23 protein-coding genes, 1 tRNA gene and 2 rRNA genes are annotated in these 22377 nt (G+C 54.4%); 16 read left to right on the top strand and 10 right to left on the bottom strand.

The genetic code is table 11. From position 1 onward, the window contains the following. Positions 1-12: 12 nt before the first annotated feature. The 6 genes from rng to csrD all read right to left on the bottom strand — a co-directional run bounded on the left by rng (position 13) and on the right by csrD (position 6904). Positions 13-1482 carry a ribonuclease G gene (gene rng, locus HX778_RS05620; RefSeq protein WP_038478340.1) on the bottom strand — a complete coding sequence of 490 codons (1470 nt, stop codon included), beginning with the start codon at positions 1480-1482 and terminating at the stop codon, positions 13-15. Further along, positions 1472-2065: a nucleoside triphosphate pyrophosphatase gene (locus HX778_RS05615; RefSeq protein ID WP_038478338.1), complete on the bottom strand. Its 594-nt coding sequence runs from the start codon at positions 2063-2065 to the stop codon at positions 1472-1474. Before HX778_RS05615 ends, rng begins: the two co-directional genes overlap by 11 nt. Before the next feature lie 9 nt (positions 2066-2074). Further along, positions 2075-2563, bottom strand: coding sequence for a rod shape-determining protein MreD (gene mreD / locus HX778_RS05610; protein ID WP_016538424.1), 489 nt, complete (start codon positions 2561-2563; stop codon positions 2075-2077). Then, on the bottom strand, positions 2563-3549 hold the full coding sequence (mreC, locus tag HX778_RS05605) for a rod shape-determining protein MreC (RefSeq protein ID WP_008454901.1): 987 nt from the start codon (positions 3547-3549) through the stop codon (positions 2563-2565). Before mreC ends, mreD begins: the two co-directional genes overlap by 1 nt. Before the next feature lie 64 nt (positions 3550-3613). Further along, positions 3614-4657, bottom strand: coding sequence for a rod shape-determining protein MreB (gene mreB / locus HX778_RS05600; protein WP_000913396.1), 1044 nt, complete (start codon positions 4655-4657; stop codon positions 3614-3616). A 306-nt stretch (positions 4658-4963) separates the two neighbouring features. Beyond that, positions 4964-6904, bottom strand: coding sequence for an RNase E specificity factor CsrD (gene csrD / locus HX778_RS05595; protein ID WP_176981493.1), 1941 nt, complete (start codon positions 6902-6904; stop codon positions 4964-4966). A 207-nt stretch (positions 6905-7111) separates the two neighbouring features. Here csrD and HX778_RS05590 point away from each other — a divergent pair, with 207 nt between their 5' ends. The 11 genes from HX778_RS05590 (at position 7112) to fis (ending at position 16700) form a co-directional block, all read left to right on the top strand. Then, positions 7112-8086, top strand: coding sequence for an MDR family oxidoreductase (locus HX778_RS05590; protein WP_176981492.1), 975 nt, complete (start codon positions 7112-7114; stop codon positions 8084-8086). Between the two features lie 112 nt (positions 8087-8198). Further along, complete coding sequence (gene msrP, locus HX778_RS05585) at positions 8199-9203, top strand: protein-methionine-sulfoxide reductase catalytic subunit MsrP (protein ID WP_176981491.1); 1005 nt, start codon at positions 8199-8201, stop codon at positions 9201-9203. Next, the gene (gene msrQ / locus HX778_RS05580) at positions 9204-9803 is read left to right on the top strand and encodes a protein-methionine-sulfoxide reductase heme-binding subunit MsrQ (RefSeq protein ID WP_038478322.1); all 600 of its coding nucleotides are present in this window, start codon (positions 9204-9206) and stop codon (positions 9801-9803) included. Between the two features lie 231 nt (positions 9804-10034). Next, on the top strand, positions 10035-10487 hold the full coding sequence (gene aroQ, locus HX778_RS05575; RefSeq protein WP_038478320.1) for a type II 3-dehydroquinate dehydratase: 453 nt from the start codon (positions 10035-10037) through the stop codon (positions 10485-10487). 22 nt (positions 10488-10509) lie between these two features. Further along, positions 10510-10989, top strand: coding sequence for an acetyl-CoA carboxylase biotin carboxyl carrier protein (gene accB / locus HX778_RS05570; RefSeq protein ID WP_008454913.1), 480 nt, complete (start codon positions 10510-10512; stop codon positions 10987-10989). Positions 10990-10999: 10 nt separating this feature from the next. Further along, positions 11000-12346: an acetyl-CoA carboxylase biotin carboxylase subunit gene (gene accC / locus HX778_RS05565; protein WP_038478317.1), complete on the top strand. Its 1347-nt coding sequence runs from the start codon at positions 11000-11002 to the stop codon at positions 12344-12346. Positions 12347-12458: 112 nt separating this feature from the next. Next, the gene (locus tag HX778_RS05560; RefSeq protein ID WP_176981490.1) at positions 12459-12701 is read left to right on the top strand and encodes a YhdT family protein; all 243 of its coding nucleotides are present in this window, start codon (positions 12459-12461) and stop codon (positions 12699-12701) included. Continuing rightward, positions 12691-14145 (top strand): sodium/pantothenate symporter, encoded by a 1455-nt coding sequence (gene panF / locus HX778_RS05555; protein WP_176981489.1) that lies wholly within the window; start codon positions 12691-12693, stop codon positions 14143-14145. Before HX778_RS05560 ends, panF begins: the two co-directional genes overlap by 11 nt. A gap of 11 nt (positions 14146-14156) precedes the next feature. Continuing rightward, positions 14157-15041 carry a 50S ribosomal protein L11 methyltransferase gene (prmA, locus tag HX778_RS05550; RefSeq protein ID WP_176981488.1) on the top strand — a complete coding sequence of 295 codons (885 nt, stop codon included), beginning with the start codon at positions 14157-14159 and terminating at the stop codon, positions 15039-15041. 371 nt (positions 15042-15412) lie between these two features. After that, positions 15413-16378, top strand: coding sequence for a tRNA dihydrouridine synthase DusB (dusB, locus tag HX778_RS05545; protein ID WP_038478305.1), 966 nt, complete (start codon positions 15413-15415; stop codon positions 16376-16378). Positions 16379-16403: 25 nt separating this feature from the next. After that, complete coding sequence (gene fis / locus HX778_RS05540) at positions 16404-16700, top strand: DNA-binding transcriptional regulator Fis (protein ID WP_000462905.1); 297 nt, start codon at positions 16404-16406, stop codon at positions 16698-16700. Positions 16701-16760: 60 nt separating this feature from the next. Here the strand turns inward: fis and HX778_RS25095 are convergent, their stop codons facing one another. After that, positions 16761-16895, bottom strand: a complete 135-nt coding sequence (locus HX778_RS25095; RefSeq protein ID WP_255483344.1) for a hypothetical protein — start codon at positions 16893-16895, stop codon at positions 16761-16763. Between the two features lie 96 nt (positions 16896-16991). Here HX778_RS25095 and HX778_RS05535 point away from each other — a divergent pair, with 96 nt between their 5' ends. The 5 genes from HX778_RS05535 to HX778_RS05515 all read left to right on the top strand — a co-directional run bounded on the left by HX778_RS05535 (position 16992) and on the right by HX778_RS05515 (position 21668). Further along, positions 16992-17213, top strand: a complete 222-nt coding sequence (locus HX778_RS05535; RefSeq protein WP_038478295.1) for a hypothetical protein — start codon at positions 16992-16994, stop codon at positions 17211-17213. Between the two features lie 296 nt (positions 17214-17509). After that, on the top strand, positions 17510-18535 hold the full coding sequence (locus tag HX778_RS05530) for an amino acid ABC transporter substrate-binding protein (protein WP_038478292.1): 1026 nt from the start codon (positions 17510-17512) through the stop codon (positions 18533-18535). A 71-nt stretch (positions 18536-18606) separates the two neighbouring features. Next, positions 18607-19788 carry an amino acid ABC transporter permease gene (locus HX778_RS05525; protein ID WP_176981487.1) on the top strand — a complete coding sequence of 394 codons (1182 nt, stop codon included), beginning with the start codon at positions 18607-18609 and terminating at the stop codon, positions 19786-19788. A gap of 9 nt (positions 19789-19797) precedes the next feature. Further along, positions 19798-20901 carry an amino acid ABC transporter permease gene (locus HX778_RS05520; RefSeq protein ID WP_038478286.1) on the top strand — a complete coding sequence of 368 codons (1104 nt, stop codon included), beginning with the start codon at positions 19798-19800 and terminating at the stop codon, positions 20899-20901. An 8-nt stretch (positions 20902-20909) separates the two neighbouring features. Then, positions 20910-21668 carry an amino acid ABC transporter ATP-binding protein gene (locus tag HX778_RS05515; protein ID WP_176981486.1) on the top strand — a complete coding sequence of 253 codons (759 nt, stop codon included), beginning with the start codon at positions 20910-20912 and terminating at the stop codon, positions 21666-21668. A 106-nt stretch (positions 21669-21774) separates the two neighbouring features. Here HX778_RS05515 and rrf (HX778_RS05510) read toward each other — a convergent pair. The 3 genes from rrf (HX778_RS05510) to rrf (HX778_RS05500) form a co-directional block, all read right to left on the bottom strand. After that, positions 21775-21890, bottom strand: a 5S ribosomal RNA gene (gene rrf / locus HX778_RS05510). A gap of 38 nt (positions 21891-21928) precedes the next feature. Continuing rightward, positions 21929-22004, bottom strand: a tRNA-Thr gene (locus tag HX778_RS05505). Between the two features lie 151 nt (positions 22005-22155). Further along, positions 22156-22271 (bottom strand): 5S ribosomal RNA (gene rrf / locus HX778_RS05500). Between the last annotated feature and the right edge of the window lie 106 nt (positions 22272-22377).

The raw sequence follows: 22377 nt of genomic DNA, 5'->3' as shown, positions 1-22377 counted from the left end.
GCATCCGCACATTTACATCATAACGACGTCGAACTGCTCCTGATTGTAGAGCGGCTCAATCTGGACTTTGACCTGTTTACCTACAAAGATTTCTACTTCGGCCAGCGCGTGAGACTCTTCGCTTTTCAACGCTTCACCTACCGCAGGAGAAGCATAGACCAGGAAACGGTCAGAATCGTAGGCATGATGCACGCGAACGATTTCACGCATAATTTCATAGCAGACCGTTTCGACCGTCTTTACCGTGCCGCGGCCGTGGCAGGTCGGACATTCGTTGCAGAGCACATGCTCTACGCTTTCGCGCGTGCGCTTACGGGTCATCTCGACCAGGCCAAGCTGGGAGAAGCCGTTAATGCTGGTTTTCACGCGATCTTTACTCAACGCCTGCTCGAGAGAATGCAGCACGCGACGGCGGTGATCTTCATTACTCATGTCGATAAAATCGATGATGATAATGCCGCCCAGGTTACGTAACCGAAGCTGGCGCGCGATGGCCTGAGTGGCTTCGATATTGGTATTGAAAATCGTGTCGTCGAGATTGCGGTGGCCAACGAACGCGCCGGTATTGATGTCTACCGTGGTCATCGCTTCGGTCTGATCGATGACCAGATAGCCGCCGGACTTCAGCTCCACCTTGCGCTCAAGGGCACGCTGGATTTCGTTCTCAACGTCATAGAGGTCGAAAATGGGCTGCCGGCCGCTGTAATGCTCGATTTTACCGGTCATCTCCGGCATGTACTCGGCGGTAAATTCCAGCAGCATTTCATATGTCAGGCGGGAATCAACGCGGATACGGTCCAACGCCGCATCGGCAAAGTCACGCAGTACTCGCTGCGCCAGGGCCAGCTCGCCGTACATTTGATAGCGGGTTTGATTACGCTTTTTGCGCTCGCTGACCTTGGTCCAGACTCGCTTCAGGTAAGCCGCATCAGAGGCTAAATCTTCTTCGCAGACGCCTTCTGCGGCCGTACGAATAATAAAGCCCCCATGCTCATCGCAATATTCATTCACGATGCGCTTCAGGCGGTCACGTTCGGCTTCGCTTTCAATGCGCTGGGAAACGCCAACGTGCGATGCACCCGGCATAAAGACAAGATAACGGGAAGGAAGCGTAATGTCGGTGGTCAGGCGGGCGCCTTTGGTACCCAGCGGATCTTTCACCACCTGCACCATTAAATCTTGCCCCTGGCGAACCAGTTCGGCGATGTCGCGCACGCTAAAGTTCTTTTGCTCCTCACCGGCTACGCACTCGGTGTGCGGCATAATGTCAGAAGCATGAAGGAAAGCCGCCTTGTCCAGGCCAATATCTACAAATGCCGCCTGCATTCCAGGCAGCACCCGGCTAACGCGACCTTTGTAGATATTCCCTACTATTCCGCGGCGCGCTTCGCGCTCGATATGAATCTCTTGCAGTATGCCACCGTCAATATAGGCTACCCGCGTCTCTGATGGGGTAACGTTGACTAATAATTCAGCCGTCATCTTTTCCTCGTCCGTCACGCAGCGCGTGAAAATTGCTCAGCAATTCACCAGTTTCCACCAGCGGTAATCCCACCACTGCATGATAACTGCCATTAATCCTTTTAACGAAACAGCCACCAAGCCCTTGAATGCCATAGGCACCGGCTTTGTCCATAGGCTCACCGCTGGCAATATAGCCGGCAATATCCTGTTCGGATAAGCTGCGAAACGTCACTTCGGTTATCACTAACGCTTCCAGCACCTGATTCGCGTCGGCGATAGCCACCGCCGTCATCACCTGATGCTGGTTTCCTGAAAGCAGGCGCAACATCTGAGCGGCATGCTCAGTATCCCGCGGTTTTTCGAGCACTTCGCCGTTAAAGATAACTATCGTATCTGCACCCAGTACCGGCAAATCCTTGACGGCAAGCGCCACGCCAGCCTGCGCTTTTTCACGCGCCAGGCGACGGACATACTGTTCCGCGCTTTCGTGCGGCTGCCGCTGTTCTTCAATGCCTGGGACCAGGCGTTCGAAAGAGACGCCCATCAGGGTCAGAAGCTCCTGACGGCGAGGCGAACCGGATGCCAGATACAACGTAGTCATGTTTACCTTTTATTGCACAGCGAATTGCTGGCGAACTTTGCGCATTAACAGGAAAATCCAGGGCCACAGGATACCGTTAACTACACTACTCCAGAACACTTCCGGTCTGAAAGAGACGTTGATCACTAAAAATTCTGACCAGAAAACAATGATGTCGGTAACTAACGAGAGCAGCATGACGACCAGCGCCTGCTGCCAAAGGGCGAGGTTACGGAAAAGCTGGTATTTCAGCGCCACCAGGTAAGCCACAATACTTAATGATAGAGCGCGTACGCCAAGCGTGGAGCCGCTGATCAAGTCCAGTATGGCACCCACAACAAAACCCGTCCCAACATTAACGCGGTGCGGCAGGGCTAAAATCCAGTAAAGCAGAATCAACAATACCCAATCCGGCCGGTAAAACTTTAGGTCATCCGGCCAGGGCATTACCTGCAACAGGAGGGCAATCAAAAATGAAAGCCAGACAACCCAACGGCCCTGGCTACGATAACTTCCCACTACTGTGCTCCCGTAGCAGGCTGGGTAATGCCGGTGGCAGGTGCAGGGACCGGCGCTGGCGGGCCCATTGAACCCGGCGGCGGCAGAACCTGAGGCATCATCTGCATCAGGCGCTCATTGGCCACGCGGTGGACTTCCTCAGGCGGCATTGGCGACGACCCGTTTTTGTCCGCACCCCACAGCAGCAGCAGGTAACGCAAACGCTGCAGACCGGCGGTTGGACGAGCCTGGATCACGGTATAGGCACGCTGAGTATCCAGCTTAACCGATGATACAACCCCAACCGGGTAACCTTCAGGGAAGCGGCCACCGAGCCCGGAAGTTACCAGCACGTCACCGACGCGAATGTCGGTATTGGCTGGCAGATGCTCAAGCTGGAGATCGTCAGTACAGCCGTTACCCGCGGCAATCACGCGAATATCGTTACGCAGTACCTGAATCGGCAGCGCGTGGGTTGCATCACAAATCAGCAGCACCCGGCTGGTCAGTTTTGCGACCGCGACAACCTGGCCGACAACGCCTTTATCGCTGATGACCGGCTGGCCTTCGTAAACACCGTTGACGCTGCCTTTATCGATAACGACCTGATCGCTGTAAGGGTCGTTAACGGTAGAGATAACCTGGGTGACCATTTTCTGCTCATCCTGACGCAGTGGAGAACCCAGCAGCTCGCGCAGGCGCGCGTTTTCCTGCCGGTATTGACCCAGCATCAGCAGTTCACTGTTTTTCAGGATTAGCTCCTGACGCAGAACCCGATTTTCAAGTTCAAGCTGGTCGCGCGAGGCCAGCGTCTGAGACACGCTGTCGAGTAATTCACGGGGACCATTAGAGACAAAATAGAAAGGACTGACGGCAGTATCCATGTATGTTCGAATCTGGCTGAACATACCGAGGCGGCTGTCGGCGATAATGACACCAAGCGCCACCAGCACCGCCAGGATAAGGCGAATCTGTAGCGACGGGCCACGGCTAAAAATTGGCTTCATAGGCTATGCGTATTCCCAAACCAGCAAGCAGGGGCAGCCGAAAGCTCCCCCTGTCCTGTGGCTGTTACTCTTCGCTAAACAAGTCGCCGCCGTGCATGTCGATCATTTCCAGTGCCTTGCCGCCGCCGCGGGCAACACAGGTCAGTGGATCTTCTGCAACTACTACCGGGATACCCGTCTCTTCCATCAGCAGGCGATCGAGGTTACGCAGCAATGCGCCACCGCCGGTCAGTACCATACCGCGTTCGGAGATATCGGAAGCCAGCTCTGGCGGACACTGTTCCAGCGCAACCATAACCGCGCTAACAATACCGGTCAGTGGCTCCTGCAGTGCTTCGAGGATTTCGTTAGAGTTCAGGGTAAAGCCGCGTGGAACACCTTCAGCCAGGTTACGACCGCGAACTTCGATTTCACGCACTTCGTCGCCTGGGTAGGCAGAACCGATTTCGTGCTTGATGCGTTCAGCGGTAGCTTCACCAATCAGAGAACCGTAGTTACGGCGCACATAATTAATAATGGCTTCATCAAAGCGGTCGCCGCCGATGCGCACGGAAGAGGAGTAAACCACGCCGTTCAGGGAGATAACGGCCACTTCGGTGGTACCACCACCGATATCCACAACCATCGAGCCGGTTGCTTCAGAAACCGGCAGGCCTGCGCCAATTGCCGCAGCCATTGGTTCTTCAATCAGGAATACTTCACGTGCACCGGCGCCCTGAGCGGACTCACGGATAGCACGACGTTCAACCTGGGTAGCCCCTACCGGCACGCACACCAGCACGCGCGGGCTTGGGCGCATGAAGCTGTTGCTGTGAACCTGTTTGATAAAGTGCTGCAGCATTTTCTCGGTCACGAAGAAGTCAGCGATAACGCCGTCTTTCATCGGACGAATAGCCGCGATATTGCCCGGCGTACGGCCCAGCATCTGTTTAGCATCATGGCCCACGGCCGCAACGCTTTTCGGCGAGCCGGCACGGTCCTGGCGAATGGCCACGACGGAGGGCTCATTCAGTACGATGCCTTGTCCTTTCACATAAATCAGGGTATTCGCAGTACCCAGGTCAATGGACAGGTCATTGGAAAACATGCCACGAAATTTTTTCAACATACTAAGGGATAATCCTGAAAGCTGGGGCGGATACAAAATCCGCTTACTTTACCAACCACACGCTACAGCGACAAGGCGCAAAAATGTTCTGCAACGGTGAAAAATAGTGCAGTTCACTACGGCTGTTACACTTTTGAAACGTCTTCCTACGTGGCGTTCAGAAATGCAGCAAACGCGGTAGAATAAACGAACAGCTAACAGCAGCAAACCGGTTCATAACGGCTGCGACAATCTGGCCGGCAGGCTGACTAGCCCCCTTAAGATGCAGCGCGCGTTATTCTACGTGAAATAATGGCAAACGGCAGGTTAAACCGAGTATCTTTGTGAATATTTTTTCACATTACTGTCAAGCGGCTGAGATGCGGCGATAAAATCACCTTGTGCCCCTGCCACCCCGTTATCAATCAGCGTCTGCCATTCGCCTCGGGTCCTCACTCCCGTAGCAAAAACACGGGTTCGCGTGCCGTTACAGGCCTCAACCAGGCTCTTAACAAAGAGCTGGTTTTCGGTACGCTTGCCGATGTTTCTGACCAGACCAGGATGCAGCTTGATCAACTCCACATCCAGCTCTTTAATATAGGTTGTGCTGACCACCGTTAACCCCGCCTGGATAACCACCACCCTTGCCCCTAATGCGGTGATTAAGCGAACAACATGTTGTAAACGGCTGATGTGTTGACATACATCTGCCTCAGCAAGTTCAAAAAGAATCCGTGAGCGCTTCGATTTTTCGCACTGCATCAGAGAATCACGCAGCCAGCGCTGGAATGGGGCACGGATCAACGAGTCGACGGTGATTTGAATCGCAAGCGTTTCTTCCGGCCAGAAGTTCAGCAGCGGCAAAAGCCGGGACACCACCTGGCGATCATATTGCTCTGACAAACCGAACTGCCTGACCATCGGCATATACTCTGCCGACAAGACTTCCTGCTCGCCGTCAAAAATACGGCACATGATTTCACGGTGAAGAACGGCACCGTCGCGATCGACCGCAGGTTTCTGGTAAAAACGTGGGCCGCCTTGCTTCAGGATTTGCTCAAGCAAGGTGCGCCACTTCACGTTGCCTCGCCCCTGCTCCGGCAGCTTGTCGTCGTAGACTGACCAGCTGTTTGCCCCCTGGAAAGCGGCATTGCGGGTGGCGATTTCCGCATGTTCCATCACCTGTTCTTTTGTCTGCCCACTGCGCCAGGCGCAAATGCCGATGTGCAGCATATCGCTCCGATCGACCATGCGGGTTGGCGGCAGCGCATCGACGGAATTCAGCAGTTGGCTGGCGATACCGTCGGCCTCTTTTAGGGTACGGTGCGGCAGCAGAACCGCAAAATCGCTGCGGAAATAGCGAGCCAGCAGAGCGCCGGGATAGCGCATCACAAAGGTTGAGAGCAGGTTCACCAAAGTGAATAAATATTCTTCTACCGGGCCGTTGCCCCAGGTCTCTTTTAATAGCTCGAAATCCGGCAGGCGAATAATCATCACCACGCCGTGGGCGCCGACCTGCTCCTGGCCTTCCAGCAGCGTTGCCAGCTGGTTATCAAAGAACAGGCGATTATTCAGCCCGGTTTTAATGTCCTGAGCGGCAAAGGCCCTGATCAGGGTATCCACACGGCTGCGCTGCTCGCCGGCGCTTTGCAAATCTGAAAGTAAGGTATCCAGCGCGCTGCTCACCAGCGGCGGCCACTCATGCACGGTGCCGCGAACCTCCGCCCCACGTTCCCCGCTAATGATTTTCCCGGCCCTTATTTCTAAAAGCTCCTGCCCTGAAAGCTGACGCTTGAGCCAGCGCCCTGCAATGAACAGAACCCCCAGCATAAAAGCGACCGCCGCAGTCAATGGCGTAGTGGTAAACATCGCGTGGTAGTAGACGGAAATCGGGTCACGATAGGTCAAATTCAGGGTCATCCCTGGGTGCTTCATCAGGGCAACATTGAGGGTGCGGTAGGTGTATTGCGTGCCCGTCGGGCGATAGCCCTCGGGTAAAGCGTGCAGGAAAAGGTAGCTTTTATCCGCCAGCAGGCGAATTTCCGTAATATCAACCGGCATCATCAGTTCGCTGAAGCGATCCGCGAGCTGCTGGGGTGAATGTGAAACCAGCTGATTATCAATAATGGTGGCAACGGTCAGGATACGCTGCTGAGTTTTATCATGGACCGAGTTATAGAAGCTTAACAGGCACCCCACCAGCGTTACGATAATCGCAAGCCCGGTGAGAAGGGTGATAAAAGCTGAGAGTTTCGTCGTTAATCGCATCCTTGTGTTAACTCCGGTTAGTGAAAATTAACCACACTCATCATGGGCCCCAAAGGAGGAAGCATTAAATAGCAAAGGTCGACCCCAGGCAAACGAAACCCCTCGGGAATTTCTGAGCATTTATTGCGGTAAGTCGGCTCTTCACATCAGTATCGGAGTATAGTCTGCTAAGATTTTTTTCCCATTGCTACCGACCGAGGAGCGCCCATGCAGGCATTAATCCTGGAACAGTCCGAAGGCCAAACCGTGGCCGCGGTAAAAACTATTGAGCTCGCCACGCTGCCTGAAGGCAACGTTACGGTGGAAATTGATTACTCCAGCCTGAACTATAAAGACGCGCTGGCCATCACCGGCAAAGGCAAAATTATCCGTAATTTCCCGATGGTGCCGGGTATCGACTTTGCAGGCAAAGTCCACGCCAGCGAAGACGCTCGCTTCCAGCCTGGTCAGGCGGTATTACTTACCGGCTGGGGCGTAGGGGAAAACCATTGGGGTGGTCTCGCACAGGCCGCCCGTGTCAACGGTGACTGGCTGGTTGCTATACCGGAAGGTTTAGACGCGCGTAAAGCGATGATCATCGGTACCGCCGGTTTTACCGCCATGCTTTGCGTTATGGCGCTGGAAGACGCGGGCGTGACGCCAGAAAGCGGTGAAATAGTCGTGACCGGCGCAAGCGGCGGAGTGGGCAGCACCGCGGTCGCCCTGCTGCACAAGCTGGGATATAAAGTGGCCGCCGTGTCCGGCCGCGAGAGCACACACGATTACCTCAAGAGCCTTGGCGCTGACCGCATTCTGGGCCGCGACGAGTTTGCCGAAACACGTCCACTGGAAAAACAGCTGTGGGCCGGTGCCGTGGATACCGTGGGCGATAAAGTGCTGGCGAAAGTCCTGGCGCAGATGAACTACGGCGGTTGCGTGGCAGCTTGTGGTTTAGCCGGTGGCTTCGCGCTGCCAACCACCGTGATGCCGTTTATCCTGCGTAACGTTCGCCTGCAGGGCGTGGATTCGGTGATGACGCCGCCGGAACGCCGTGCCGCCGCCTGGGCACGCCTGGTACGCGACCTGCCTGAATCATTTTATCAGCAGGCGACCACCGAAATTGGCCTTGCAGACGCACCAAAGTACGCCAGCGACATCATTAACAACGCCATTCAGGGAAGAACCCTGGTAAAAGTACGCTGATACCGCCTGAGGAGTGACATTCTGTCGCTCCTCAAATTTCAATTTTTCGTGACATATTCGCCGGAACGCTTTCTCTCGGTCATGCTTAGGCTATCGCTACGAGGAGAACGTCATGAAAAAGGTCACCCGGCTCACCGAAGCCGACGTTACGCCAGAATCCGTGTTTATGATGAAGCGCCGCCAGGTGCTGAAGGCTTTGGGCATCAGCGCTGCCGCCCTGTCGCTCCCCCAAACCGCAAACGCCAATATTCTTTCCTGGTTCAAAGGTAACGATCGCCCGGCGGCACCTTCCGGCAAACCCCTGACGTTCAGTAAACCAGAAGAGTATCAGGCAAAGCTGGCGTTGACCCCGGAAGACAAGGTTACCGGCTACAACAACTTCTACGAATTTGGGCTGGATAAGGCCGATCCTGCCGCTAACGCCGGCGGGCTGAAAACCGATCCGTGGCAGATCAAAATCAGCGGCGAGGTGGCTAAACCCATGACGCTGGATCACGACGATCTGTATAAACGCTTCCCGCTCGAAGAACGCATTTACCGCATGCGCTGCGTTGAGGCCTGGTCGATGGTCGTGCCGTGGATTGGCTTCCCGCTCCATAAGCTGCTGGCGATGGTTGAGCCCACCAGCAACGCAAAGTACGTTGCCTTTGAAACGCTTAATGACCCGGAACAAATGCCCGGGCAGAAAGACCGGTTCATCGGCGGTGGCCTGCAATATCCTTATGTAGAAGGATTGCGGCTGGATGAAGCGATGCATCCGCTTACGCTGCTAACGGTGGGCGTTTACGGTAAGGCATTGCCGCCGCAAAACGGCGCGCCGATACGCCTCACTGTGCCGTGGAAATACGGGTTTAAGGGCATTAAATCTATCGTCAGCATCAAGCTGGTCAGCGAACTGCCGCCGACGACCTGGAACCTTGCCGCACCGAATGAATATGGTTTCTACGCGAACGTGAACCCTCACGTCGATCATCCTCGCTGGTCTCAGGCCTCGGAGCGCTTTATCGGCTCGGGTGGTGTACTGGACGTTAAGCGCCAGCCGACGCTGCTGTTTAACGGCTACGCTGACCAGGTAGCTTCGCTTTATCGCGGTCTTAATCTGAAGGAGAACTTCTGAGTGAGACTGACGGTAAAACAGATAACCTGGCTCAAAGTGGCGCTTCATCTCGCCGCTTTCCTGCCCTTCGTCTGGCTGTTTTACGCGGCAAGCCAGGGACTTTTCAGCGCCGATCCGGCGAAAGATATCCAGCATTTTACCGGCAGAATGGCGCTGAAACTGCTGCTGGCAACGCTGCTGATTACGCCGCTGGCACGCTACGCTAAACAGCCGCTATTGATTCGTACCCGCCGCCTGCTGGGCGTCTGGTGCTTTGTCTGGGCGACGCTGCATCTCACCAGCTATTCGCTGCTGGAGCTGGGAATAAGCAATCTTGGCCTGCTTGGCCAGGAGTTGGTGAGCCGCCCTTACCTGACGCTGGGCATCATCTGCTGGATTATCCTGCTGGCGCTGGCCGTCACGTCCACCCAGCGGGCACAGCGTTTTTTAGGCGCCCGTTGGCAGAAACTGCATAACTTCGTCTATCTGGTGGCGATCCTCGCGCCGATTCATTTCCTTTGGTCGGTTAAGATTTTGTCCCCTCAGCCCTTGCTTTATGCGCTGGGCGCTATCATCCTTCTTGCACTTCGCTACAAGAAGTTTCGCCAGTGGTGGCGCTAGCCACAGAGCGTGTGCTTCTCCGCAGAAAAAACATCAATCGGTACCGTTCTCCGGATACCGGTTGATCATCTTCCCTGATAAGACCAGTATTTAGCTGCCAAATGCTACGAAATCGTTATAATGTGCGACTTCGGTTTTTTCTGACGCCCATTTTCGGCTCGAAAAGGTGACAACCGGAAAACTTAGGTATATTTTGTAAATTGCCTACTAATTGCAGGAGATGGCAGCACGATGTCGGGTGAATTTCACATTTTGCTTTTGAATGGCCCTAATCTGAACATGCTGGGCACGCGGGAGCCGGACAAGTACGGCCACCAAACGTTAGCAGAAATTGTTAACACGCTTGAGGCAGAGGCAACAAACCTTGGCGTAACGCTCAGCCACCTGCAATCTAACGCGGAGTATGCGTTGATTGACCGAATTCATCAGGCCAAAGACACTGTCGACTTTATCCTGATTAATCCGGCCGCGTTCACGCATACCAGCGTTGCGCTGCGCGATGCGTTACTGGCGGTGGATATCCCGTTTATCGAGATTCACCTCAGCAATGTGCACGCACGTGAACCGTTTCGCCATCATTCATATCTTTCAGATAAGGCCGTCGGCGTGATCTGCGGATTAGGCGCTGATGGCTATTCATATGCACTACAGACGGCGGTAAAACGCCTGTCAAAATCCATCTAAACAAAGAGTACGGAACCCACTCATGGATATTCGTAAGATTAAAAAACTGATCGAGCTGGTTGAAGAATCAGGCATCGCTGAACTGGAAATTTCTGAAGGCGAAGAGTCTGTACGTATCAGCCGCTCACCGGCAAACGCTGGTTTCCCAATGATGCAACAGGCCTACGCTGCGCCAATGTACCAGCCTCAGCCACAACCGGGTCTGGCCCAGGCCGTTGCGCCAGCCGCAACCCCAGCCATGGAAGCCCCTGCAGCTGCTGAAGTCAGTGGTCACATCGTACGTTCCCCAATGGTCGGTACCTTCTACCGTACCCCAAGCCCTGACGCAAAAGCGTTCGTGGAAGTGGGCCAGAAAGTTAACGTTGGCGATACCCTGTGCATCGTTGAAGCAATGAAAATGATGAACCAGATCGAATCTGATAAAGCCGGTGTGGTGAAAGCGATTCTGATTGAAAATGGTCAGCCGGTAGAATTTGACGAGCCGCTGGTCGTCATCGAGTAACGAGGCGAACATGCTGGATAAAATTGTCATCGCCAACCGCGGCGAGATTGCCCTGCGTATTCTTCGTGCCTGTAAAGAACTGGGCATCAAGACCGTCGCCGTGCACTCAAGCGCGGATCGCGATCTGAAACACGTATTACTGGCGGATGAGACGGTCTGTATCGGCCCGGCTCCGTCCGTAAAAAGCTATCTGAACATCCCGGCCATCATCTCCGCGGCGGAAATCACCGGCGCGGTAGCGATTCACCCGGGCTATGGCTTCCTGTCTGAAAACGCCAACTTTGCCGAGCAGGTTGAGCGCTCCGGCTTTATCTTCATCGGTCCGAAAGCTGAAACTATCCGCCTGATGGGCGACAAAGTTTCCGCGATCACCGCGATGAAGCAGGCTGGCGTACCGACGGTACCAGGCTCTGACGGCCCACTGGACGGCGACATGGATAAAAACCGTGCCCATGCGAAACGCATCGGCTACCCGGTTATTATCAAAGCGTCCGGCGGCGGCGGCGGTCGTGGCATGCGCGTAGTGCGCGGCGACGCGGAACTCGAGCAATCCATCAACATGACCCGTGCGGAAGCCAAAGCGGCTTTCAACAACGACATGGTTTACATGGAGAAATACCTCGAGAACCCACGCCATATCGAGATTCAGGTGCTGGCCGACGGCCAGGGTCATGCTATCTATCTGGCCGAGCGTGACTGCTCCATGCAGCGCCGCCACCAGAAAGTTGTTGAAGAAGCGCCAGCGCCGGGCATCACGCCTGAGCTGCGTAAATTCATCGGCGACCGCTGTGCAAAAGCCTGTATCGACATTAACTACCGCGGCGCAGGGACCTTCGAGTTCCTGTTCGAAAACGGCGAGTTCTATTTCATCGAAATGAACACCCGTATTCAGGTAGAACACCCGGTTACCGAAATGATCACCGGCGTGGACCTGATCAAAGAGCAGCTGCGCATTGCTGCCGGTCAGCCGCTGTCCATCAAACAGGAAGACGTTCACGTTACCGGCCATGCGGTGGAATGCCGTATCAACGCCGAAGACCCGAACACCTTCCTGCCAAGCCCGGGCAAAATCACGCGCTTCCATGCGCCTGGTGGTTTTGGCGTGCGTTGGGAATCGCATATCTACGCCGGCTACACCGTACCGCCGTACTACGATTCAATGATTGGGAAGCTCATCTGCTACGGCGAAACGCGTGAAGTGGCTATTGCCCGCATGAAAAACGCCCTGGCGGAACTGATTATCGATGGCATCAAAACCAACATCGAGCTGCAGACCAAAATCATGAACGACGAAAACTTCCAGCACGGTGGAACTAACATCCACTATCTGGAGAAGAAACTCGGTCTTCAGCACTAAGTTTCCGTTGAACATGTCGACAAAAGGCCGGATCTCCGGCCTTTTCTTTTTGTATTCCCCCGCTGGATGGATGCGTTACAATCCCCGCTTTCCGCGAACTCAAGGGACAAAAATGGACAAGCGTTTTGTTCAGGCCCATAAAGAAGCGCGCTGGGCGCTCTGGCTGACCCTGCTTTATCTTGCCGCGTGGTTAGTGGCTGCTTACTTACCTGATAATGCCCAGGGCATCACCGGGTTACCGCACTGGTTCGAGATGGCCTGCCTGCTGGTGCCGCTGCTGTTTAACCTGCTTTGCTGGCTGATGGTGAAAACCATTTTCCGCGATATTCCTCTGGGAGATGACCATGCAAAATGAAGTCATTGCCGTGCTGGTTGTCTACCTGATAGCGGTCTTTGGTCTCTCCTTCTACGCCATGCGCCAACGCAGCTCCGGCACTTTCCTGAGCGAGTATTTCCTCGGGAGCCGTTCGATGGGCGGTTTTGTGCTGGCAATGACGCTCACCGCCACCTATATCAGCGCCAGTTCGTTTATTGGCGGGCCTGGCGCCGCCTATAAATACGGCCTCGGCTGGGTGCTGCTGGCGATGATTCAGATCCCGACGATCTGGCTTTCTCTGGGGATCCTGGGGAAAAAGTTCGCCATCCTGGCGCGCCGCTATAACGCCATTACCCTCAACGACATGCTGCAGGCTCGCTATCAGAATCGGGCCGTCGTCTGGATTGCCAGCGTCAGCCTGCTGGTCGCCTTTGTGGGCGCAATTGCCGTGCAGTTCATCGGTGGCGCAAGGCTGCTGGAAACGGCAGCGGGCATAAAATACGAAACCGGCCTGCTGATTTTCGGGATAACCATCGCCCTGTATACCGCCTTCGGCGGCTTCCGCGCCAGCGTACTCAACGACACCATGCAGGGCATGGTGATGCTGATAGGCACCATCGTTCTGCTGGTTGGCGTTGTTCACGCCGCGGGCGGATTAGGGAACGCGGTACAGACGTTAGAGCATATCGATCCGAAACTGGTGAGCCCGCAGGGCGCGGGCGATATTCTGACGCCAACCTTTATGACGTCCTTCTGGGTGCTGGTCTGTTTCGGCGTTATCGGCCTGCCGCACACGGCGGTGCGCTGTATCTCCTATAAGGACAGTAAGGCCGTACACCGCGGAATTATTATCGGCACCATTGTGGTCGCCATTCTTATGCTGGGCATGCACCTTGCCGGCGCGCTGGGCAGAGCGGTTATTCCGGGGCTGACGGTGCCAGACCTGGTGATCCCAACCCTGATGATGCAGGTTCTTCCCCCGTGGGCAGCTGGGTTATTCCTGGCCGCGCCAATGGCCGCCATTATGTCCAACGTTAACGCGCACCTGCTGCAGGCATCGGCGACAATCGTGAAAGACCTGTGGCTCAGTGCAAGTCCGGCTAAAATTCGTCATGAAAGCCGCCTGAAGCGCATCTCCACTACCACGACGCTGGTGCTGGGCCTGCTGATGATGCTGGCAGCCTGGCGCCCGCCGGAGATGATTATCTGGCTCAACCTGCTGGCCTTCGGCGGCCTTGAGGCCGTTTTCCTGTGGCCGCTGGTGCTGGGCCTCTACTGGGAGAAAGCCAACGCCGCAGGCGCGCTAAGCGGCATGATTGTCGGCGGCGTGCTGTACGCGGTGCTCGCCAGCTTCAGCCTCCAGCTCTTCGGCTTCCACCCGATTGTGCCGTCGCTGCTATTAAGCTTGCTGGCGTTCCTGATAGGTAACCGATTTGGTCATACCGTTCCGGAACCCCTTCTTGTTTCCACTACTGATAAATAAAGAGTTTCGCCATGCCATGGATCCAACTGAAAATTAACACCACCGGCGGCAACGCTGAAAGCCTGGGCGATGCGCTGATTGAAAGCGGAGCGGTTTCCGTCACCTTCCAGGACACCCACGACACGCCGGTCTTTGAGCCGCTGCCTGGCGAAACCCGCCTTTGGGGCGACACCGACGTTATCGGCCTGTATGACGCAGAAACCGACATGGAAGAAGTCGTGGCTATGCTGGAGAACTGTCCTTTGCTGGGCCAGGGCTTCCACCACAAAGTGGAGCAGCTGGAAGACAAAGACTGGGAGCGCGAATGGATGGATAACTTCCACCCGATGCGCTTTGGCGAACGCCTGTGGATTTGCCCAAGCTGGCGTGATGTGCCGGACGAAAACGCCGTCAACGTGATGCTCGATCCGGGCCTGGCGTTTGGCACCGGAACTCACCCAACGACCTCGCTGTGCCTCGAATGGCTCGACGGCCTGGACCTGGCCGGCAAAACCATTATCGACTTCGGCTGCGGCTCCGGGATCCTGGCCATTGCCGCCCTGAAATTGGGTGCCGCAAAAGCCATCGGCATTGATATCGACCCACAGGCGATTCAGGCCAGCCGTGACAACGCCGAACGCAACGGCGTTTCAGAGCGTCTTGAGCTTTACCTGCCAAAAGACCAGCCAGAAGCCATGAGCGCCGACGTGGTGGTCGCCAACATCCTCGCAGGCCCTTTACGTGAGTTAGCGCCGTTAATCAGCGTGCTGCCGGTTGAGGGCGGTTTCCTGGGCCTTTCTGGCGTACTGGCCAGCCAGGCCGAAGGCGTTTGCGAAGCTTACGCTGATAAATTCACCCTCGACCCTGTCGCGGAAAAAGAAGAGTGGTGCCGCATCACCGGTCGTAAGCACAGCTGATGAAAATAACGGCATACGGCGCTGCTGCCGTGTGTCGTTTTTAGCCAGTTTTAGTGGGCAATCAGCATCCAAAAATGAGAGCTTGTTCGCATAAAAAACCCAAAACTGACCATAAAAACAGCGGTTTATATGGTAAAAACACTCTGTCAGACAGCATATTTCTGCTAACTTTCAGGAAAATTTAAAACAACACGAAATAAACGAAAAATCCTAACCCACTGATTAAATGAATTAATTACCAATTAAGGCCGCGCTTGTTGCCGCTTCATTGATCTGTGACAGAGGATTGTTCAAAGTTTGGCCTTTCATCTCGTGCAAAAAATGCGTAATATACGCCGCCTTGCAGGCACAGTATGGTCATTTCTTAACTCATGCGCATCGGACACCACCAGCTCAGAAATCGCCTGATCGCAGCACCTATGGCTGGCATTACTGACAGACCATTCAGGACGCTGTGCTACGAGATGGGAGCAGGGTTAACCGTTTCCGAGATGATGTCCTCTAACCCAGAAGTTTGGGCGAGCGATAAGTCCCGTTTACGGATGGTACATGTGGATGAACCGGGTATTCGCACCGTGCAAATTGCCGGTAGCGTACCTGAAGAGATGGCAGAAGCCGCGCGTATAAACGTGGCTAATGGCGCCCAGATTATTGATATCAATATGGGTTGTCCGGCAAAAAAGGTGAATCGTAAGCTGGCAGGTTCAGCCCTTCTGCAGTACCCGAGTCTGGTAAAGGACATCGTGACGACGGTAGTGAAGGCAGTGGATGTTCCTGTGACGTTGAAAATTCGTACCGGCTGGGAGCCCGCGCACCGTAACTGTGTAGAGATTGCCCAACTGGCTGAAGACTGTGGGATTCAGGCTCTGACAATTCATGGACGCACACGCGCCTGTTTATTCCAGGGCGATGCTGAATACGACAGCATTCGGGCAGTTAAGCAGAAAGTTTCCATTCCGATTATCGCGAATGGTGACATTACTGACCCGCTTAAAGCCAGAGCTGTACTTGACTATACGGGGGCTGATGCCCTGATGATAGGCCGTGCGGCTCAGGGAAGACCCTGGATCTTTCGGGAAATCCAGCATTATCTGGACACTGGAGAGCTGCTACCGCCCTTGCCTCTGGCAGAGGTGAAGCGCTTACTTTGCTCGCACATTCGGGAACTGCATAGCTTTTATGGCGATGTAAAAGGTTACCGAATTGCACGTAAACACGTCTCCTGGTATCTCCAGGAGCACGCTCCAAATGACCAGTTTCGGCGCACATTCAACGCCATTGAGGATGCCAGCGTACAGCTGGAGGCGTTGGAGGCATACTTCGAAAATTTTGCGTAAACAGAAATAAAGAGCTGACAGAACTATGTTCGAACAACGCGTAAATTCTGACGTACTGACCGTTTCTACCGTTAACTCTCAGGATCAGGTAACCCAAAAACCCCTGCGTGATTCCGTGAAACAGGCACTGAAGAACTATTTTGCTCAACTGAACGGTCAGGATGTGAACGACCTGTATGAGCTGGTACTGGCTGAAGTAGAACAGCCATTGTTGGACATGGTGATGCAATACACCCGTGGCAACCAGACCCGTGCTGCCCTGATGATGGGCATCAACCGCGGTACGCTGCGTAAGAAATTGAAAAAATACGGCATGAACTGATACTAATCAGCGAGTGTTGTGAAAAGGCGCGAACCGGCATGGGGAAGCGCCTTTTTTCTTTTATTCACCTGAGACCTGACGTTTTTCATCATCATTTGCCGCTGCTGAGCTATTTCCTTCACTTTGTTTACACTGCACACGCTTTGCAATTATTCCCCAATCCTGTGGTCTGATACGCAGTGGTAAAATAGCCACATTCACTCCGGCACAGCATCCGAGAAAGCTTCGTACCTTTATGGGCACCTACGAGAGCGATCCCTGTTCCGGCGTTTGGTTCAAACGAGGTCCAAAATGACTAAATTCATCGCCGCTGCGTTGCTCACCACGTTTCTGGCAGGCTGCGCGACCGAGTCTCCTTGCGTACCGGTCTATGATGACCAGGGACGCCTGGTGCACACCAATACCTGTATGAAAGGCACCACCCAGGATAACTGGGAAACCGCAGGCGCAATTGCCGCCGGCACTGCCGCCGTGGCAGGCGTTGCCCTGGGTATCGTGGCGTTAACCAAATAAGCCTTTCTTCATATCAAAGCGCGAGCCTCTCGCGCTTTTTTGTTTATTCTTCCTGCAACATCTGAATCATTTTGCTCTGAAATGCGCCGTTAGTTGCAGTATTGCACTCTTTCGGAGCGTTCACCGTTCGCTCTCTTCATTTATTTCAGCCGTCTCCTGCATCCGACACTCCGCGTAAACCTGGCATCCCCTTTGCTTTACCGAATATGACTCGGGCATTTGCTACGAACAGGGATACGGCGTCTCCCGGACGCCATTACGCCAATAACGATAATTTCGCCACACAGGATGCATTTATGAAGAAGATGATGATCGCCACTCTGGTCGCTACCGGTACGCTGTTCGCGATGGCTAATCAGGCTCATGCAGGCACCACGCTGGATGCCGTAAAAAAGAAGGGCTTCGTGCAATGCGGGATCAGTGACGGCCTGCCGGGCTTTTCTTACGCTGACGGCAGCGGCAAATTTACCGGTATCGACGTAGATGTTTGCCGCGGCGTGGCGGCGGCCGTGTTCGGCGATGCTTCTAAAGTCAAATACACCCCGCTGACGGCGAAAGAACGTTTTACTGCGCTGCAGTCCGGCGAGGTCGATATTCTTTCCCGTAACACCACCTGGACTTCCTCTCGTGACGCAGGCATGGGGATGGTCTTTACCGGCGTCACATATTACGACGGCATCGGCTTCCTGACCCACAATAAAGCCGGCCTGAAGAGTGCTAAAGAGCTCGACGGCGCAACCGTATGCATTCAGGCAGGAACGGATACCGAGCTGAACGTCGCCGACTACTTCAAAGCCAATAACATGAAGTACACGCCGGTGACATTTGACCGCTCAGATGAGTCGGCAAAAGCACTGGAGTCCGGGCGCTGCGATACCCTGGCCTCAGATCAGTCCCAGCTGTATGCCCTGCGCATCAAGCTCAGCAACCCGGCCGAATGGCTCGTCCTGCCAGAAGTTATCTCTAAAGAGCCTCTCGGGCCTGTTGTCCGCCGCGGCGACGATGACTGGTTCTCTATTGTGCGCTGGACGCTGTTTGCCATGTTGAATGCCGAAGAGATGGGCATCAGCTCTAAAAACGTTGACCAGATGGCCGCTAACCCAACCACGCCCGATATGGCTCACCTGCTAGGGAAAGAAGGCGATTTCGGCAAAGACCTGAAGCTGGATAACAAGTGGGCCTACAACATCGTGAAGCAGGTAGGTAACTACGCAGAGATCTTCGAGAGCAACGTCGGGGCCCAAAGTCCGCTGAAAATCAAACGTGGCCAGAACAACCTGTGGAACAACGGCGGTATTCAGTACGCCCCGCCGGTTCGCTAAGCGAAATACCAGAACAGGGCACTGCTCGGTGCGGTGCCCAGGATCTATGTTCCTGTTACTGAGGTTTGCTTATGCGTCATCACCGCCCAGCCGTGAAGGCCGACTTATCTTTTTCTAACCCTTCGGTTCGCGCCTGGCTGTATCAGATAGTCGCCATTAGTTTTGTGATTGGCGTGGCCGTTTATCTGATTCACAACACCATCACCAATCTGGATAGCCGCGGTATTACCTCCGGCTTTGCCTTTCTCGATCGCGCCGCCGGATTTGGCATCGTCCAGCATCTGATTGACTACGACCAGGGGGACACCTACGGAAAAGTCTTCGTTGTCGGGCTCCTGAATACCCTGCTGGTCTCCGTACTCTGTATCGTGTTTGCCACGTTTATTGGCTTCTTTGTGGGCCTGGCACGGCTCTCTGATAACTGGCTGGTGCGTAAGCTTTCTACCTTTTATATAGAGACGTTTCGCAACATCCCCCCGCTGCTGCAAATTTTCTTCTGGTACTTTGCCGTTCTGCGTAATCTGCCGGGCCCACGCCAGGCTTTGGATGCTTTCAGCCTGATGTATTTGAGCAATCGCGGGCTGTCTCTTCCGGCCCCGGTTATAGGGGAAGGCCTGCTGGCATTTTCTGCTGCCGTGCTGCTTGCGCTTCTCGTCTCTGCGGGACTGTATCGCTATAACAAAATGCATCAGATGAAGACCGGGCAAATTCGTCGTACCTGGCCCGTGACGATCGCGCTGATCGTTGCCCTGCCCCTCATTGCACATTTGATCTTCGGCGCGGCGTTGCATTGGGATATTCCCGCTCTGCACGGCTTTAACTTCCGCGGCGGGATTGTGCTTATCCCTGAACTCGCGGCTTTAACGCTGGCGCTTTCGGTCTATACCTCGGTCTTTATTGCCGAAATCATTCGCTCGGGTATTCAATCGGTCCCTTATGGCCAGCATGAAGCCGCCCTGTCCCTCGGTTTGCCTAAGCAGGTGACGCTGCGGCAGGTGATCGTGCCTCAGGCGCTGAGAGTCATTATCCCGCCATTGACCAGCCAGTATCTGAACATCGTCAAAAACTCCTCTCTGGCGGCGGCGATTGGTTATCCGGATATGGTCTCTCTGTTTGCCGGTAGCGTACTGAACCAGACGGGACAGGCAATCGAAACCATCGCTATCACAATGTCCGTTTATCTGGTTATCAGCCTCGTTATCTCGCTGCTGATGAACGTCTATAACCGCCGTATTGCCCTGGTTGAGCGCTAAGGAATGTCGATGATTAAAGTTCTGAAGGCGCACAGTGCCCGCCCGACAGGCAACTCTGCAGAGCGAGTCTGGCGATGGATGCGTAAAAACCTCTTCTCCAGCTGGTTGAATACCCTGCTTACGCTGCTGTGTTTCAGCTTGATGTGGGTGCTTATCCCTCCGCTGCTGAACTGGGCAGTTTTCCAGGCGAACTGGGTAGGCGAGACCAGAGCCGACTGCACTAAAGGCGGGGCATGCTGGGTGTTTATCCACGAACGTTTCGGCCAGTTCATGTACGGGCTTTACCCTCACGAGTGGCGCTGGCGAATCAACCTTGCGCTTATCATTGGGCTGCTTTCCGTTGCGGTCATGTTCTGGAAATCGCTCCCTCATCGCGGCCGCTATATTGCCTGCTGGGCAGTAGCTTATCCGGTCGTCGTCTGGTGGCTGATGTACGGTGGCTTTTTAGGTCTGGAACGTGTTGAAACACGTCTCTGGGGCGGCTTAACGCTCACCCTGATCGTGGCATCGGTCGGCATTGCAGGAGCATTACCGCTGGGTATTTTGCTGGCGCTGGGCAGGCGTTCACGCATGCCGGTAGTGAGAGTGCTCTCGATAATGTTTATCGAATTTTGGCGTGGTGTACCGCTGATTACGGTGCTCTTTATGTCTTCGGTGATGCTGCCGCTATTTCTCCCGGAAGGCACCACCATCGATAAACTGATTCGGGCGCTGGTCGGGGTGATTTTGTTCCAGTCTGCCTATGTCGCAGAGGTGGTTCGCGGCGGGCTGCAGGCTTTGCCGAAAGGGCAATATGAGGCAGCGGAGTCACTGGCTCTCGGCTACTGGAAGACGCAAGGATTAGTGATATTACCGCAGGCGCTAAAGCTGGTGATCCCGGGTCTGGTAAACACGATTATTGCGCTGTTCAAAGATACCAGTCTGGTGATCATCATCGGCCTGTTCGATCTGTTCAGTAGCGTCCAGCAGGCAACGGTTGATCCGGCCTGGCTGGGGATGTCGACAGAAGGCTACGTCTTTGCCGCCATCGTCTATTGGATTTTCTGTTTTAGCATGTCGCGCTATAGCCAGCATCTGGAAAAGCGCTTCCACACCGGCCGTACGCCGCACTAAGGATTATCATGAGTAAAATGACACCGCAGGCTGCCGACACGATGATCACGCTGGAAAACGTGAATAAGTGGTATGGTCAATTCCATGTTTTAAAAGACATTAATCTCAATGTGAAGCAGGGTGAGCGTATCGTATTGTGCGGGCCATCGGGCTCCGGAAAATCCACCACGATTCGCTGCATCAACCATCTTGAAGAGCATCAGCAGGGGCGTATTGTCGTCGATGGAACAGAGCTGAATGACGATCTGCGGAATATAGAAAAAGTCCGTACCGAAGTCGGCATGGTCTTCCAGCACTTTAACCTGTTCCCGCATTTAACCGTCCTGCAGAACTGCACTCTGGCCCCTGTCTGGGTTCGTAAGATGCCTAAGAAAGAGGCCGAGGCGCTGGCGATGCATTATCTCGAGCGAGTGAGAATCTCCGAACACGCGCATAAATTCCCAGGGCAAATATCGGGAGGCCAGCAGCAACGTGTGGCCATTGCCCGCTCACTGTGTATGAAACCCAAAATCATGCTTTTTGACGAGCCAACTTCGGCACTTGACCCGGAAATGGTGAAAGAAGTGTTGGACACCATGATAGGGCTGGCAGAATCCGGCATGACAATGCTCTGCGTCACGCACGAAATGGGTTTTGCCCGCACCGTAGCTGACCGGGTTATCTTTATGGATCGCGGAGAGATCGTAGAACAGGCCCCGCCTGAAGAGTTTTTTGCCCATCCGAAATCAGAAAGAACGCGAGCTTTCTTGTCTCAGGTTATCCATTAAACGACAAAGGCCGCTGATGCGGCCTTTTTTATGGTGTTTTCCGAATTCAGAAAACAAAAAACAAAAAACCCCAGCTAATAAGCTGAGGTTTTTTGTTTTATTTGATGCCTGACAGTTCCCTACTCTCGCATGGGGAGACCCCACACTACCATCGGCGCTACGGCGTTTCACTTCTGAGTTCGGCATGGGGTCAGGTGGGACCACCGCGCTACGGCCGTCAGGCAAATTCTTTTCTACGTGCCGAACTTAAACCTAAAAACTGGTGCTGATACCCAGAGTCGAACTGGGGACCTCACCCTTACCAAGGGTGCGCTCTACCAACTGAGCCATATCAGCACGCTTAATTTGATGCCTGGCAGTTGATGAACTTGCGTTCACCCTACGGGCCGCTGCTTCGCAGCGTTCAGACTCACCTTTCGGTTCGTCAGTCCTACTCTCTGAGAGTAGTGAACTGCCTCGTATTACTGACCATTACTGCTAATTTGATGCCTGGCAGTTCCCTACTCTCGCATGGGGAGACCCCACACTACCATCGGCGCTACGGCGTTTCACTTCTGAGTTCGGCATGGGGTCAGGTGGGACCACCGCGCTACGGCCGCCAGGCAAATTCTGTTTATTGACCGTCATGCTCTCGCATAACCATCAATCTAATCCTGAACTAAGCTGAAAATTTACTCTTTCTCTCTAATTTCTCTCAAAACACCTTCGG

The sequence above is a fragment of the Cedecea sp. P7760 genome (assembly GCF_013386425.1).
Taxonomy (GTDB): Bacteria; Pseudomonadota; Gammaproteobacteria; order Enterobacterales; family Enterobacteriaceae; genus Cedecea; species Cedecea selenatireducens.
This window is presented reverse-complemented; position numbering and strand designations above follow the sequence as displayed.

What these genes read in the sequence shown, in the direction of transcription:
- rng (WP_038478340.1), bottom strand. Translation starts at nt 1,482, where the DNA reads ATGACGGCTGAATTATTAGTCAACGTTACCCCATCAGAGACGCGGGTA.
- HX778_RS05615 (WP_038478338.1), bottom strand. Translation starts at nt 2,065, where the DNA reads ATGACTACGTTGTATCTGGCATCCGGTTCGCCTCGCCGTCAGGAGCTT.
- mreC (WP_008454901.1), bottom strand. Translation starts at nt 3,549, where the DNA reads ATGAAGCCAATTTTTAGCCGTGGCCCGTCGCTACAGATTCGCCTTATC.
- mreB (WP_000913396.1), bottom strand. Translation starts at nt 4,657, where the DNA reads ATGTTGAAAAAATTTCGTGGCATGTTTTCCAATGACCTGTCCATTGAC.
- csrD (WP_176981493.1), bottom strand. Translation starts at nt 6,904, where the DNA reads ATGCGATTAACGACGAAACTCTCAGCTTTTATCACCCTTCTCACCGGG.
- HX778_RS05590 (WP_176981492.1), top strand. Translation starts at nt 7,112, where the DNA reads ATGCAGGCATTAATCCTGGAACAGTCCGAAGGCCAAACCGTGGCCGCG.
- msrP (WP_176981491.1), top strand. Translation starts at nt 8,199, where the DNA reads ATGAAAAAGGTCACCCGGCTCACCGAAGCCGACGTTACGCCAGAATCC.
- aroQ (WP_038478320.1), top strand. Translation starts at nt 10,035, where the DNA reads ATGTCGGGTGAATTTCACATTTTGCTTTTGAATGGCCCTAATCTGAAC.
- accB (WP_008454913.1), top strand. Translation starts at nt 10,510, where the DNA reads ATGGATATTCGTAAGATTAAAAAACTGATCGAGCTGGTTGAAGAATCA.
- accC (WP_038478317.1), top strand. Translation starts at nt 11,000, where the DNA reads ATGCTGGATAAAATTGTCATCGCCAACCGCGGCGAGATTGCCCTGCGT.
- HX778_RS05560 (WP_176981490.1), top strand. Translation starts at nt 12,459, where the DNA reads ATGGACAAGCGTTTTGTTCAGGCCCATAAAGAAGCGCGCTGGGCGCTC.
- panF (WP_176981489.1), top strand. Translation starts at nt 12,691, where the DNA reads ATGCAAAATGAAGTCATTGCCGTGCTGGTTGTCTACCTGATAGCGGTC.
- prmA (WP_176981488.1), top strand. Translation starts at nt 14,157, where the DNA reads ATGCCATGGATCCAACTGAAAATTAACACCACCGGCGGCAACGCTGAA.
- dusB (WP_038478305.1), top strand. Translation starts at nt 15,413, where the DNA reads ATGCGCATCGGACACCACCAGCTCAGAAATCGCCTGATCGCAGCACCT.
- fis (WP_000462905.1), top strand. Translation starts at nt 16,404, where the DNA reads ATGTTCGAACAACGCGTAAATTCTGACGTACTGACCGTTTCTACCGTT.
- HX778_RS05535 (WP_038478295.1), top strand. Translation starts at nt 16,992, where the DNA reads ATGACTAAATTCATCGCCGCTGCGTTGCTCACCACGTTTCTGGCAGGC.
- HX778_RS05530 (WP_038478292.1), top strand. Translation starts at nt 17,510, where the DNA reads ATGAAGAAGATGATGATCGCCACTCTGGTCGCTACCGGTACGCTGTTC.
- HX778_RS05525 (WP_176981487.1), top strand. Translation starts at nt 18,607, where the DNA reads ATGCGTCATCACCGCCCAGCCGTGAAGGCCGACTTATCTTTTTCTAAC.
- HX778_RS05520 (WP_038478286.1), top strand. Translation starts at nt 19,798, where the DNA reads ATGATTAAAGTTCTGAAGGCGCACAGTGCCCGCCCGACAGGCAACTCT.
- HX778_RS05515 (WP_176981486.1), top strand. Translation starts at nt 20,910, where the DNA reads ATGAGTAAAATGACACCGCAGGCTGCCGACACGATGATCACGCTGGAA.